Raw genomic sequence first — 12988 nt, forward strand, 5'->3', positions numbered from 1 at the left:
TTAGGGATAGTGCGCAGGATGACCACTCTATTTGACCTTGATATAAAACAGCTGGAAGCCTTTGCCTGCGTAATTTCTGCTGGCAGCGTCACCGCCGCGGCGAAAGCGCTCAAACGCTCTCAGCCTACGGTTTCACGCCTGATACAGGAGCTGGAGCAGTCGTTGGGCTATCCGCTGTTTATGCGCAACGGGCCACGACTCCACCCGACCGAAGAGGCGCTCCAGCTGCATCAGTATGTACAGAGAGCGCTGGTATCGCTGCAACAGGTCCGCCACCGCGCACAGGAAATTGGCCACCAGCAGCACCGTCCTGTCAGAATCGCCGCGACGCCCGCGCTGGCCGCCGGCCTGCTGCCGCAGGCACTGGCCGCGCTGGACCTGCAGAATAAAGTCCAGATTATTAGCCAGTCCGCAGAGCAGACTACGCACGCGATTATTGCCGCTGAGGCGGATATCGGCCTGTGCAGCCTCCCGCTTGAACATCACGCGGTCGAGCTGCACTGGATAGGTCAGTCGCGGTGCGTGGTGGCGCTGCCTCAGGGGGATCCCCTGGCCACGGCGCAGCAGGTTACGCTTAGCTGCCTGACGGGACGCCGTTTAATCGCGCCGCTAAATCCGCTGCGCCTGCGTGGGAGCCTTGAGAAAGTGCTGAAAAAGCTCAGGGTCGCGCCGCATGAAACCATTGAAACCAACTCCTCCGCTAATATCCTCGCCTGCGTCCGCGCGGGCCTTGGCGTGGCGATACTCGAACCCGTCACGGCCTGGGGTCTGCCGCTTGAGGGCGTAGTCATCCGACCGCTGGAAGAAGAGATCCCCTACTTTTTTGGCGTGATAACACCGCAGGGTCGCCAGCTGTCGGCGGCGGTGCAGTCGCTGGTTACTGCCCTTGAAACCGCGGCTGAAAATCTGCTTCCTGCCTTTCAGCGGCTGGCCCCCTCTGAACATCAGCGGGTCATGCGCCTGATCAATCAGAACTAATCTACGTTGACGGCGCGGCAAACCGCTGCGCCGACACCCCACCTTATATCAATTCCGGCAAAGCATAGAAGAAAACGTTTGGTTGATAAACCAGCATGCTTATTGACTCTTTTTCGGTGGAAAGGGATATTCAGAACCTCGTTTTTTACTATTTGAATATCTAATAGTTAAAGATTAAAGATGCATAAAACGGATAGTAGAAGTCAGCAGCGATATCGCGATTCTTACTCTGTTGCCCTCTCAGGCAGACAGTATGGCCTCGCCGATTGAAACCCGACCCAGACCACCACTCAGCGTCCCGGCACCGGACGAATGTTAGGAATACGATCATGACCTGTCCTGCAGCTTCGCCCGTCGCCACGGGGATCTCAGCACTGGAAGCCCGGCTTCAGCAAGACCTTGAACTTCTTGAGTTACCCGCAAAGCCCTGGGTCCCTGAACGCTCCCATGACGGCGTTGCAGTGCGTGACGTGGTGGTCATCGGTGCGGGCATGTGCGGACTGGCAGCCACGGCTAAACTGCTGCTTACCGGCATCAATAATGTTATCACCTACGATGCCGCACCGGCCGGACATGAAGGCCCCTGGGTTACCTTTGCCCGAATGGAAACGCTGCGATCGCCAAAATCTCTGCACGGTCCGGCGCTGGGCCTGCCGCAGTTAACCTTCCGCGCCTGGTATACGGCGCAGTGGGGAGCAGAGGCCTGGCACGCCCTGGACAAGATCCCCCGGGAAACGTGGATGGAATACCTTGTCTGGTATCGCCACGTTCTCAACCTGCCCGTACGCAATAACGTGCGTATGACCGGTATCACGCCGGTCGGTGACCTGATTGCTATTGATATTAAGGGTGAAGAAACGGGCCGCGTGCTCACCCGGCGTCTGGTGCTGGCAACCGGGCGATCCGGTTTGGGCGGCCTGGCCGTTCCCGATTTTCTTAACGGCATCGATCGCAAATACTGGGCGCACTCTGCTGACGCGATCAATTTCGAGGCGCTTAAAGGCAAGCGTCTTGCAGTAATCGGTGCCGGAGCCTCGTCGATGGATAACGCGGCAACGGCACTGGAGGCCGGCGCGGGATCGGTTGACCTGCTGATCCGCCGTAAAGCGATGCCGCGCATCAACAAAATGACCGGCATTGGCAGCCAGGGCGTGGTCCACGGCGTGCATCAGCTGCCCGATGCCTGGAAGTGGAAATTCGTCGACTATACGGCCGCCACGCAGACGCCGCCTCCCCGCTCATCAACGCTTCGCGTTTCACGCCATCCTGGTGCCCGATTCTTTCTCGACTGCGATATCACGGCCGTCAGGGAAGAGGCAGAGGGGTTGATCGTTGACACCACTACGGGCGCACGGCGTTATGACTTCCTGATTGCCGCAACCGGCTTTACCAACGACTTTACCGGTCGGCCAGAGTTTTCCGCCATCGCCCCTCATATCCGCAGCTGGTCGGCGGGCCGCTATACCCCCGAGATGGGCACGCCACGAGCCAGTATGCTGGAAGCACCCGATCTGGGCCCGGCCTTCGAGTTTCGCGAACGATCACCCGGTGCCTGCACGATACTGCCGCATATCCACTGCTTTAACGATGCTGCCATGCTGACTCACGGCAAGGTTTCCGGCGATATTCCGGCGGTCAGTGCCGGTGCCGACCGTCTGGTACGCGGTATTGCGGCCTCGCTATTTGCTGAAGATGTCGAAACCCACTTCCAGAGCCTGGTCGCTTACGACACGCCTGAGCTTCAGGGCGATGAGTGGGTTGATTCAACACCCTTATTAAAACAGGAGAACGCATTGTGAGTGATGCAATAGACAATGCCGCCGGCCTTTCACCGGGCGATGAGCATTATAACCTGCGTCGGCTTCGCCCGGAATTTGTCGAGGGCGCGGAGCAGTGCCGCCTGTCGGTGTTACAGCCAGCAAATGACCAGGGTCTGGAGGCCGGATTACGGCTTGCTCTGGCGCACCGTATGGCGGCGCTGAACCAGGCCCGGGAACTGGTCGCCGACTATGAAGCCCAGCTGGTGGCGCGGGTGCCGACTGGCCCGCTAATGGCCCTGGCAAAGGGCTCTACGGCGCTGGATGAACCGCTGGCGACGCTTGCACGGCATGTCGATCTGATCACGCTGACGCCCGGTTTGGCGACAGCCAACGATATTACCCTGCTTGAGCAGGCCGGGCTGAATAACCCACAGATTGTCGCGCTCTCTGAGCTGATTGCCTTCGTCAACTTCCAGACGCGCGTTGTCGCGGGTTTACGCCTGTTGAGGTCAGCATGATCCCACAGGTTACCCTCAAGCCATTAGCCTGGCATCCTTATATCGCGCCTGTTGAACTCATTGATGCCTCGGCAGAGCAGCGTGAGGCGATGAAGATTACCCCGTCAAATAAAAAGGTTTCAGACTACGTGCGCACGCTGGCACACGACCCTGAAAGCTACGTTGCCCGTACGCTGCTGTTTAACGCCATTATGTATGTCGGAGGAGGGCTCGATCGCCCGGATCGCGAGCTTGGCGCACTGGGTGCATCGATCGTTAATGGCTGCAAATTTTGTGCGGTTGTCCACGCACGCCGCCATGCGCAGCTTACCCAGAGCACCAGCCTGGTCAGCGCACTCTGGTTTAACCGACCCGAAAGGCTTAACCCACGCGAGGCAGCCATTTACCGCTTTGCCTGTCGCCTGTCCGTCACGCCATCAGAAGCCACGACAGAAGATATCGTCGCGCTAAAAAGCGTGGGATTGAAAGAGCACGAAATCATTGATCTGATCCATGCGATCGCGATCTTCGGCTGGGCCAATCGCCTGATGCACGTCCTCGGCCATGCCCGGGTCGAATAATGAGAAGGACAGAGAAAGTCAATGCTTGAACTCAATGATATTACGCTCTCTTACGGACGGACGCCGATCCTGAAAGGCGTCTCGCTTTCAGTGAAGCGCGGCGACGTCGTATCCATTATCGGTCCGAGCGGAACCGGAAAAACGACGCTGCTCAGATGCATTAACTATCTGGCGAAACCCTCTTCCGGGACGATCGGCTTTGATCGGATCCACATGGATTATCAGGCACCCGATAAGGAGGCCATTCAGGCGATCCGCTTACGTACCGCCATGGTATTCCAGCAGTTCAACGTCTTTAAGAATATGACGGTCATTGAAAACGTCATGGATCCTCTGGTGGTGGTGCAGCGCAAATCAAAAGAGGAGGCGCGCGCTATCGCTCTCCACGAGCTTGAGCGCGTGGGCCTGACGGCAAAGCAGGATCATTATCCTTCCCAGCTCTCTGGTGGTCAGCTTCAGCGTACGGGGATCGCGCGCGCGCTGGCCGTGCGTCCCGATGTGATTCTATTTGATGAACCCACGTCGTCGCTGGATCCGGAGCTGGTGGGTGAAGTGCTTAAAGTGATCAGAGACGTCACCTCCTCAGGTATCACATCGCTGCTGGTGACCCATGAAATGCAGTTCGCCAGGAGCGTCTCAAATCGCATTGTATTTATGGATCAGGGCGTGGTCGCGGCTGAAGGCCGTCCGGATGAGATTTTCGACCGCCCTGCTCTGCCCCGACTTGCTCAGTTTCTCAACGCTGAACGCGCCATCTGATAATTTAGGGACATTTCTATGCCTGCACTCAACTCTGCTTTACGGCGTCTGACCACGCCGGCGCTGCTTGCCCTCGCGCTTTCCACGGCCGGGACCAGCTACGCCGACGATGTAAGAACCATCAAAATCGCTACGGCGGCAGAATCCAAGCCGCTTTCATGGGGCGCCATCGGCGTTGAACCCCAGGGATATGAGCCGGACGTGCTGAAAGCCATAAACGCTAAGCTGCCCCAGTACAAATTTAAAATGGAAGGTGCCGCAGACATTGCTCAGGAGACGGGCCTGGCGACCGGAAAATATGATATGGCGACAGGCGGCTACTATAAAGCGCCCGCACGTCTCAAACAGTTCCTGATCCCGGACAGCCCGATAGGGGCCAGCCTGATGAAGATCTACAGTCGGAAAGAGAGCCCGATTAATGAGATGAAAGACCTGGTGGGCAAGAATATCGTCCCGGTCACTGCGGGCGGCGGCGTCTACAAATTTGTCACCCAGTGGCAGCAGACGCACCCTGGCGAGAAAGTCACTATTCGCGCATCCAGCGCCGGCGTTCCCTACCCGGACCGCCTGAAGGAAATCCAGGGCGGTAAATATGATGCATTGATCCTGCCTTCAAACCTGGGTGAACAGACCGTCATTGATAACCAGAAACTGAGTATTGCCACCAGCGAGCCCGTCGCGGTCAACAACACCTACGTGATGATCCATAAGTCGGAGGAAAATAAAGCGCTGAGTGAGGACGTGAATAAAGCCCTCAAAGCGCTTAAGGATGACGGTACGCTGGATAAGCTTTCCCAAAAGTGGTTTGGCGAAAACGTCAGTAAATACATGAAATAAGTTTATCGCCTCACATCCGGGCCTCGGGTCAGGGTTTAACGCAGACATTGTATTCAGGAGCATTCCAACGTGGATCTGACTTCCATGATTCCCGAGCTACTTTCAGCCTTGCCGCTAACGCTCGCGATTATTTTTGTCGCCCTTATTACAGGCTTCTGCCTGGCGCTGGTGGCGACAACATTGCGGGTGCGGCGGATACCCCTCCTCAGCCAGCTGGCCGACCTGTACGTCTCCTACGCCCGGAGTGTCCCGGTGGTGCTCCAGCTTTTCGTGGCCTTCTACGGGCTTCCGCTGGTGGCCGGCCTGTTCGATATGAGTGATTCTCTCTCAGCGGCGGCGGCGTCAATGGTTGGGTTGAGCCTCTATCACGGTGGGTATCTTTCGGAGGTGATGCGCCCGGCCTTTCTGGCGGTTGAGCGGGGCCAGCATGATGCAGCAGACAGTTTGGGATACAGCTTTCGGCAAAAGATGCTGCGCATCGTCGCTCCGCAGGCCGGGCATATTGCCCTGCCCGGCTACGGCAATGCGATTATTTATCTGATCCATAACGTCGCGCTGGTGATGTATATCGGAGCAGCCGACGTAATGGCAACGGCACATCTGATCATGGAGCGGGACTATAACCAGTATCAGTTTGGCACCTACCTGGTTCTGGCGGTTATTTACTCCCTGCTATGCCTGATTGCCTGGCTCATCGTACGCTTCTTTGAGCGTCGCCATGCGAAGTACAGCTCGAAAACGGTCGCGGCGAAAAAAACCTTCACCCCCAGCCTCTGACAAAGGAGTTAACGACATATGTTTGATCCTGATGTATTACTGCCGGACTTCTGGAGCATTCTGGGTGCTGTGCCGCTGACGCTTGCCATGGCGGTAACCATTTTCCTGTGCTCGACGCTGGCAGGCAGCCTGTTCGCCTTCGTGGAACACCGGCGGATACCGGTGCTGCGGCAGCTGGTGATTGCCTGGAAAGTGATATTCAAAGGGGTGCCGATGGTGGTGGTGATCTTCCTTGCTTATTATGGCCTCCCCCCGGCGGTTCACTACGTGGCAAGCCATCTGGGGATGAACGCTGATGCCCACTCCCTGCCCAACGAAGTCATTATCATCGTCGCGCTCACCGCCTGCGTCTCAGCCTTTCAGGCGGAGGTCGTAAAAGGGGCGCTGAATGCGTTTGATTCGGGTCAGTCAGACGCCGCACGCTCGTTAGGTTACACCACCCCTCAGCTTTTCCGCCGGGTACTGTTTCCCCAGATTATTGTGTCAGCCATCCCCGACCTGGCTAATTCCTTTATGGTTATCATGAAGGCGCTGTCGCTCGCTTTTGCGATAGAGGTGGTCGATATCTTTGCCCAGGCCCAGCTTACGGCCGCGCTGAACTTCTACTATCTGGAAGCTTTTGCCATTGCGGTGGTGTTTTATATGGTTATCGCGTGGGTCGTCACAAAGGTGGCCGATAAAATTGAGTCCACCCTGCGAGTCCGCACCTGAGACCAACGGCCCGGTGAGGGCCGTTTGTCTGTTAGCGCGGCTCCGGCCAGGCAACGGCGGGTAGCCCATTTATCAGCGGTTTGGCAAACAGAAAGCCCTGGAAGTGAGAAATTCCGGCTGCCTCCAGCCACATCCACTCTTCAGGCTTTTCAACGCCCACCGCGATGACGGCGATTTCCAGCGACGAGCAGGACTTAATGATCCCCTGCACAATGGCCTGTTTTGGGCCATTTCTATGCACGTCGCTGATAATATCGCGATTGATTTTGACGCGGTCTGGCTGGAATCTGGACAGAAGCGACAGCCCGGCAAAACCCGCCCCAAAATCATCAATCGCGAAGCAGATACCGGCGGCTTTTAACTTCCGGATGGCCCTTTCAAACTCTTCCACGCGAGAGAGATCGTCATTTTCTGTCACTTCAACCACCACCTGCTCTGGCACCAAACCGTTTGCAAGGATCTGCTGGAGCAAAAACTCAACGGCATCAGGCTCTGAGACCAGCGACATAGGCAACAAATTAATAGATAGCGTTTGCTGCTGGATATTGAGTTTTCTTGCCAGCGCAAACGCCGATGCCTTAGATCTGAGATCTGCCTTATAGACTTCCTCCCGGGGTAGCGGAGCAAAATAGTCATCGGGTGAACCGCCCTCAACCGTGCGGATCAGCGCTTCGTACGAAACGATCTGGCGGGCAAAAGGGTCAATAATTGGCTGAAAGGCAAAGCTCCAGGCTTCAGTACCGGCATTCAGCGGCACGGTCTCCGGTTCCACCCCCTCTTCCTGGATAAAATCCCAGAGATCGGCCGAAGGAATTTCAAAATAATTTTCTCTTTCCCGTGCTTCAACAAAGGTACGAAGAAACTGCAGCGCCCTGTCGTTATAAGTCAGCTGGTACTTTGATGTGCCTTTGTCCAAAACCGCCTGAAGAACAGAGTCTCTGCCATATTTACGCAGATCGAAAAGCTCCATGCCGACCTTACCGAAACGCCGCGAAGGGCCAAAATCGCGCATAAGCTCAACCAGATTATGATGGCGGGTATCGGCGCAGATACGATCGTAAATCGCGCAGACCTTCTCTTCCGGGCCTTCCAAAAGCTGCAGGAAGTGGGTGCCGTTAAACAGCAAAATGCCTGTCACATCGAATGACTGATTCTTGCCGTTGGCCTGGATAGCTAACTTTTCCAGCGTTTTCACCGGTACATCATCAGAAAGATGGCTCCGGTAGATGATCGTTGACAACATGCTGCGTTCCGGGTTTGTGCGTGAGTACCGCATACATTACCAGAAGCATTTAACCAGCGATCGAGATTTCTTATCGAATGCGTGATGGCGCTGTCGTTTACACAAACGGTGACGATTTACCCTGAGCGACAGACTTTCCCCCTTGATTATTTCCCTGCTAAGCTTCAGCAGCATTCGAAACAGGACAAAGAAATGATAGTGAACAGCAGGGTCTACCACGCCGGCAAGCATGGTGAGGACGTGGACATTGATAATATCAGTGAGGTTCTCAAAGAACCGGATGCCTTTATCTGGCTGGGCCTGTTGCATCCCGATGCCGAATTTATGCACCGAATTCAAAAAGAGTTTGGGCTACATGACCTGGCCATTGAGGATGCCCTGACGGCTCATCAGCGCACTAAGATTGAGCACTATGGTGACTCTGTGTTTATCGTGGTCAAAACGGCGCGCGATGCAAAAGACGGCACAATCCATTTTGGTGAAACACATATTTTTATCGGTAAAAACTTTCTGATTACCGTCAGGCACGGTGCGTCCGACCGTTATTCTCCCTGCCGCACGCGGGCGGAAGAAAACCCCAATATGCTGGCCATGGGTCCCGGTTATGCGCTCTACTGCATTCTGGATTTCATTGTCGATAATTACGCCGAGCTGACCATGTCGCTAAGTGGAAGAATTACCGATATTGAAGATGCCATGTTTCGCAGTGATTTCGACAAAAGTGCGGTGCAAAGGGTCTATGTTATGCGCCGCCACCTGCTTGCACTCCGTAATTCAGCAATGCCGGTAGTCGAAATCTGCAATCAGCTGGTCAGGTTACATGATGAGCTGATTCCCAAACCCCTTAAAGCCTATATCCGTGATGTAGAAGATCATGCCAGCCACGTGGTGAGCGATGCTGAAGATATGCGCGAGATGCTAACCACCGCGATGCAGATGAACCTTGCCCTGGTCAGCGTTCAGCAGAATGAGGTTGGGAAAAAGCTGGCGGGTTGGGGAGCTATACTGATTGTTCCAACGGTGATGTTTAGCATGTACGGCATGAATTTTGATCACATGCCGGAGTTGCACACGCACTATGGCTATCCTGCTGTCGTAGCCTGCACGTTCTCGCTTTGTACCCTGCTGTGGTGGAAGCTAAGACGAACAGGCTGGCTTTAACACGAGAGGCTTCATGCCATGCGAGGGGCTGCGGTGGATCCCCGCGCCAGATGACGGTGCAATGTCCCCTCTACCTATGACGCCATTAAGGGGCCAGCCCGGGATCACTCGGGTCGGACCATATGCCCCTTCTCAAGGGTAATTTCCCCCCGCTCCTTCATTATTTTTAACGCTCTGCTAATTGAACTTTTTGAGAGCCATGAACTGTTTTCGATCAGGTACATGGCCGAATAACGTTTTAGCAGATGCGCGGGAAGTTTTTCCCAGTAATGGCTAAGCGACTTCACCTCTTCATAAGCGTTGCTCTTATTCAGTGTGATGTACTCCGTTAAATCTGAGAAATGTTCGCATATCAACAACATAGCATCATCAAGAAGATTTTTTTTACAGATGAGATGCCAGAATGTTTCCAGTGGAATATGGCTAATTTTCCCGTAATCTATGCGTTCCAAATAGAGCGGGATGTCATCATTGTTGTGAATCATGCCGACAACATAGGGAGAGGAAACTATATTGAGCAGTTTATTACCCCCCTGTGTATTCAACAAATAATCTCCTTCACTGAGTAAGTAAACGACTGGCAATGCGTTCTTTAAGAACCGATAACGCCTTTTTTTACGGGAGATTTCATCATGCTCGGAAATGACAGAGAAAGATGACAGTAAATCGATTATTTTTTGGTGACTTTGACAGGGTTTATTATAATTCTGCCCGTAATTAACAGAACTATGTCGCATTGGCCCCCCCTCTCTAACTGATTTCACATGAAAAAATGAGGTTAATGGCTGCGTTTGTTTTGGAGACTGACCTTCGCCAATGACCGAGGTACTCATCTCTTTGAGGCTTTTATCCATAAATTCTCTCAGAATAAATTTTATGTCATTTATAAGAGTGGCGCTCCGTCCATCTCATTCACATTGATCTACACCAACGCCCTAATCTGGCATCATTTTTAACGGTAAAAAAGTATTACATGTAATGATGAACTATACAAGAAAGAGAATAATCAGCAGAAAGTAACACATTAGCAATCTAACACCCAAAATAAACACATAATAAGTTTCATAACATTACAGGTATTTTGACGATAATTAAGTAATGACAGCATTAACTACTGTCATTTTTCTCACAAGGAAGTTTTTTGCTAGCATTGACACCTAGGCAGGATAATAATCTACTTCATCGCTGTAAAACGATACTTGAAAAGTGAAATTCTTAATGGAAGAATGCAGTTCTATGGTCCGGGGTATTTAAATGGCACGTCCATTTCTATAACCCAGGCCTGAGCGATCGGTCATGACAGATATCTATTACTCGTATTGGTTACTGAGTTAATTATGGAGAAGCCAGCAGGAACCCGAATCCTAAACAAAGGATCTGTCATGAGGAGAAAGCGGTTAGAGCGACTTCCTTAACGCGAGTAAACTTTTCCAGGGCGACACATCGAATTATTTCGAGATAAAGTCGTATCAGATGAGTAACTTCGACAATGGACCGGCGATAATGCTAAAAAAAATTAACGATCGACAATGACATGGACATCTCAAATACCTTCCGTCAGGATAATGCAAGGAAAAGCATATGAGGAATGAAAAACAGCCCTTAAAAATTATTATTTTTTATAATACCAATATTTTTGAGAAAGCGATATGTGATTTTATTAAAAAAGAATCCAAAAACATACCTGTTGAGATAAGCATCTGTGACGAATATACATTTCTTTGTCGTCAGATAGCAGGTGGCAAAGTTGACATTCTCCTGACAGAATATTATTTTCTTTATAAAAAATGCAGTACGGGCGAGCACAAATACCTCAAAGATGAGTGTCATAATCATCAAGTCAAAATCATGATGTTTCTCCAGGATACTAAGACTCCATTAATAGGGAAGATAATACAATCGGGCTATGACGCGCTGATTAGCGCGCAGGATAATGTAGAAGATTTTCAAAATGCGCTGCAACACCTGGCCTCTTCTCGCGAAGCGGTGTTCATATCTAAAGCCTTACGAAGCGTAACGGATGACAAAAAACGGATGGCCCTGTCTGATACGCTAACGTTGAAAGAGTGGGAGGTTATCTTTCTCATTGTTCAGGGCCACTCTCTGTCAGAAATAGCCGCGAAGAAAAACAGGGCAATCAGTACTGTAGCAACTCAGAAGCATAATGCCATGAAAAAGCTGAGTGTGAGCACCAATGGCGAACTGCTTAAATATGCTTATTTTAATGGGATATTATAAGTAAATGAATTTTTCTAAGATATCACTCAGCACGTTTTTTCTGCTGCTCTGGCTGGAGCACGCTCAGGCCTTAACGCTACAGCAGGCGGTAATGGTGGCGACGACCTATGACAGTGAGTATCTGGCCGCCGTCAGTCTTCATCAGGCAGAGCAGCAAAAGCGCTATCAGGGCTTTGCCGGTCTCCTGCCAGAAATAACGTTAACCGGTAATTATTCAAAGCAGGATCAACCTAAGGCGGCCTATGCTGCGGGCGTTAAACGCCACGATTATGCACTTAATGTGACACAGCCTCTTTTCGACCTTGCCCGCTTCGCCAGCTGGCAAAGATCAAATGCCACAGCCAATGTTGCTGATGCTAATTTTTTGCTGTCGCAGCAGACATTAATACAAAACGTCAGTAAGGCATGGTTTGCGGTTATCTTTTCCAGAAAACAACTCACTACATCAAGACAGGAGAAAAAAGCATACGAACTTCAGTTAAGAAAAGCCCAGCGAGCGCTGGCGGTCGGTGATGGAACTCAGCTGGATGTTGATGAAGCACAGGCCAGCTATGATACTTCTGATGCCAATATGCTCTCTGCAGAAAACGATCTCAATCACGCTGATATTGATTTCCAGCGCTTAACGGGCCTGAGCGCGCAGGGAATAAGTGAAGCAGAAACGGCGTGTCTTTTTAAGCCGATGCGTGAAAACTTGAATACTGTTCTGGCGCGTGCAACAGCCAAAAACCTGAATATCATTGCTGCCTCGCATCAGCTTCAGGAATCGCGTTCAGACGTCTATGCGGCATCATCGACGCATCTGCCTGTCGTTACCCTTAGCGCTAACTATGGAGGTAACTGGAGCAGAGGAGAAAATGAGAATATGCTGGATGAATTCTTCGGAACAACCTCTAAAACCACAAACACTTATGTTGGTATTAATGTAGCGGTGCCCATTTTTGCCGGAGGGCGGAATATTTCCCAAACGCTTGAGGCCGTGAGCCGTCACGACAGAGCTAAACAACTGCTGGAGGATACCCGACGGAAAATACTACAGAATACTCAGGTTGCCTGGCTCGGCGTGAATAATAACCTGCAAAAGGTTTATGCCTTACGAAAAGCCAGGCAGTCTGCTAAGAAAAAGCTGGACTCCACAATATATGGAAAAGAGGTGGGACTAAGAACGCTAGTTGATGAATTTAATGCTGAGAAAGAACTGTTTAAGGCGATACAGAATCTTACCGAAGCTGAGAATAACTTTATACTGCAAAAAATCCAGCTGGCAGCTGCCACGGGTGATTTAGATTATTCGATGCTGAAAAACTATATCTGTCATTAATCCAGGGCGTAAAATTATTTATGAACAGTCAATTATTCAGGGATGAGGCCTTAGAGGCTAACCGTTCAAAAGCGATTGGCAGGGTAGCCATTTACTGCCCCCCTTATCGATGGGTTTACATAGCC

Annotated in this window: 13 protein-coding genes; 11 read left to right on the top strand and 2 right to left on the bottom strand. The window is 51.9% G+C overall.

Going from position 1 to position 12988, the window contains the following annotated elements:
• Window positions 1–18: 18 nt before the first annotated feature.
• The 8 genes from AC4PCC_RS19460 to AC4PCC_RS19495 all read left to right on the top strand — a co-directional run bounded on the left by AC4PCC_RS19460 (window position 19) and on the right by AC4PCC_RS19495 (window position 6900).
• A complete protein-coding gene (locus AC4PCC_RS19460; protein ID WP_492125613.1) occupies window positions 19–978 on the top strand; it encodes a LysR family transcriptional regulator in 960 nt (319 codons plus the stop codon).
• 329 nt (window positions 979–1307) lie between these two features.
• Window positions 1308–2777, top strand: coding sequence for an NAD(P)-binding domain-containing protein (locus tag AC4PCC_RS19465; protein ID WP_492125614.1), 1470 nt, complete (start codon window positions 1308–1310; stop codon window positions 2775–2777).
• The gene (locus AC4PCC_RS19470) at window positions 2774–3256 is read left to right on the top strand and encodes a CMD domain-containing protein (protein WP_492125615.1); all 483 of its coding nucleotides are present in this window, start codon (window positions 2774–2776) and stop codon (window positions 3254–3256) included. Before AC4PCC_RS19465 ends, AC4PCC_RS19470 begins: the two co-directional genes overlap by 4 nt.
• Window positions 3253–3816, top strand: a complete 564-nt coding sequence (locus AC4PCC_RS19475; RefSeq protein ID WP_492125616.1) for a peroxidase-related enzyme — start codon at window positions 3253–3255, stop codon at window positions 3814–3816. The genes AC4PCC_RS19470 and AC4PCC_RS19475 overlap by 4 nt, the downstream gene beginning before the upstream one ends.
• A 21-nt stretch (window positions 3817–3837) precedes the next feature.
• The gene (locus AC4PCC_RS19480) at window positions 3838–4575 is read left to right on the top strand and encodes an amino acid ABC transporter ATP-binding protein (protein WP_067704309.1); all 738 of its coding nucleotides are present in this window, start codon (window positions 3838–3840) and stop codon (window positions 4573–4575) included.
• A gap of 18 nt (window positions 4576–4593) precedes the next feature.
• Complete coding sequence (locus AC4PCC_RS19485) at window positions 4594–5412, top strand: transporter substrate-binding domain-containing protein (protein ID WP_492125617.1); 819 nt, start codon at window positions 4594–4596, stop codon at window positions 5410–5412.
• An 84-nt stretch (window positions 5413–5496) separates the two neighbouring features.
• Window positions 5497–6189: an amino acid ABC transporter permease gene (locus AC4PCC_RS19490; RefSeq protein ID WP_492127574.1), complete on the top strand. Its 693-nt coding sequence runs from the start codon at window positions 5497–5499 to the stop codon at window positions 6187–6189.
• 18 nt (window positions 6190–6207) lie between these two features.
• Window positions 6208–6900, top strand: coding sequence for an amino acid ABC transporter permease (locus AC4PCC_RS19495; protein WP_492125618.1), 693 nt, complete (start codon window positions 6208–6210; stop codon window positions 6898–6900).
• A 31-nt stretch (window positions 6901–6931) separates the two neighbouring features.
• Here AC4PCC_RS19495 and AC4PCC_RS19500 read toward each other — a convergent pair whose 3' ends face one another.
• Window positions 6932–8143 carry a diguanylate phosphodiesterase gene (locus tag AC4PCC_RS19500; RefSeq protein WP_492125619.1) on the bottom strand — a complete coding sequence of 404 codons (1212 nt, stop codon included), beginning with the start codon at window positions 8141–8143 and terminating at the stop codon, window positions 6932–6934.
• Window positions 8144–8335: 192 nt separating this feature from the next.
• On the opposite strand from AC4PCC_RS19500, the gene AC4PCC_RS19505 reads away from it, so the two are divergent.
• Complete coding sequence (locus tag AC4PCC_RS19505; RefSeq protein ID WP_492125620.1) at window positions 8336–9304, top strand: magnesium and cobalt transport protein CorA; 969 nt, start codon at window positions 8336–8338, stop codon at window positions 9302–9304.
• A 104-nt stretch (window positions 9305–9408) separates the two neighbouring features.
• Here AC4PCC_RS19505 and AC4PCC_RS19510 read toward each other — a convergent pair whose 3' ends face one another.
• Window positions 9409–10158, bottom strand: a complete 750-nt coding sequence (locus AC4PCC_RS19510; RefSeq protein ID WP_492125621.1) for a helix-turn-helix domain-containing protein — start codon at window positions 10156–10158, stop codon at window positions 9409–9411.
• Between the two features lie 727 nt (window positions 10159–10885).
• Between AC4PCC_RS19510 and AC4PCC_RS19515 the strand changes: the two genes are divergently transcribed.
• Entirely contained in the window at window positions 10886–11542 is a 657-nt protein-coding gene (locus AC4PCC_RS19515; protein ID WP_492125622.1) for a helix-turn-helix transcriptional regulator, read from the top strand.
• Between the two features lie 91 nt (window positions 11543–11633).
• Entirely contained in the window at window positions 11634–12863 is a 1230-nt protein-coding gene (locus AC4PCC_RS19520; protein ID WP_492125623.1) for a TolC family outer membrane protein, read from the top strand.
• Window positions 12864–12988: the final 125 nt, after the last annotated feature.

The organism is Erwinia sp. L03-1, assembly GCF_058686115.1.

What these genes read in the sequence shown, in the direction of transcription:
- AC4PCC_RS19515 (WP_492125622.1), top strand. Translation starts at nt 10,886, where the DNA reads ATGAGGAATGAAAAACAGCCCTTAAAAATTATTATTTTTTATAATACC.
- AC4PCC_RS19475 (WP_492125616.1), top strand. Translation starts at nt 3,253, where the DNA reads ATGATCCCACAGGTTACCCTCAAGCCATTAGCCTGGCATCCTTATATC.
- AC4PCC_RS19500 (WP_492125619.1), bottom strand. Translation starts at nt 8,143, where the DNA reads ATGTTGTCAACGATCATCTACCGGAGCCATCTTTCTGATGATGTACCG.
- AC4PCC_RS19480 (WP_067704309.1), top strand. Translation starts at nt 3,838, where the DNA reads ATGCTTGAACTCAATGATATTACGCTCTCTTACGGACGGACGCCGATC.
- AC4PCC_RS19520 (WP_492125623.1), top strand. Translation starts at nt 11,634, where the DNA reads ATGGTGGCGACGACCTATGACAGTGAGTATCTGGCCGCCGTCAGTCTT.
- AC4PCC_RS19465 (WP_492125614.1), top strand. Translation starts at nt 1,308, where the DNA reads ATGACCTGTCCTGCAGCTTCGCCCGTCGCCACGGGGATCTCAGCACTG.
- AC4PCC_RS19460 (WP_492125613.1), top strand. Translation starts at nt 19, where the DNA reads ATGACCACTCTATTTGACCTTGATATAAAACAGCTGGAAGCCTTTGCC.
- AC4PCC_RS19510 (WP_492125621.1), bottom strand. Translation starts at nt 10,158, where the DNA reads ATGGATAAAAGCCTCAAAGAGATGAGTACCTCGGTCATTGGCGAAGGT.
- AC4PCC_RS19505 (WP_492125620.1), top strand. Translation starts at nt 8,336, where the DNA reads ATGATAGTGAACAGCAGGGTCTACCACGCCGGCAAGCATGGTGAGGAC.
- AC4PCC_RS19490 (WP_492127574.1), top strand. Translation starts at nt 5,497, where the DNA reads ATGATTCCCGAGCTACTTTCAGCCTTGCCGCTAACGCTCGCGATTATT.
- AC4PCC_RS19495 (WP_492125618.1), top strand. Translation starts at nt 6,208, where the DNA reads ATGTTTGATCCTGATGTATTACTGCCGGACTTCTGGAGCATTCTGGGT.
- AC4PCC_RS19485 (WP_492125617.1), top strand. Translation starts at nt 4,594, where the DNA reads ATGCCTGCACTCAACTCTGCTTTACGGCGTCTGACCACGCCGGCGCTG.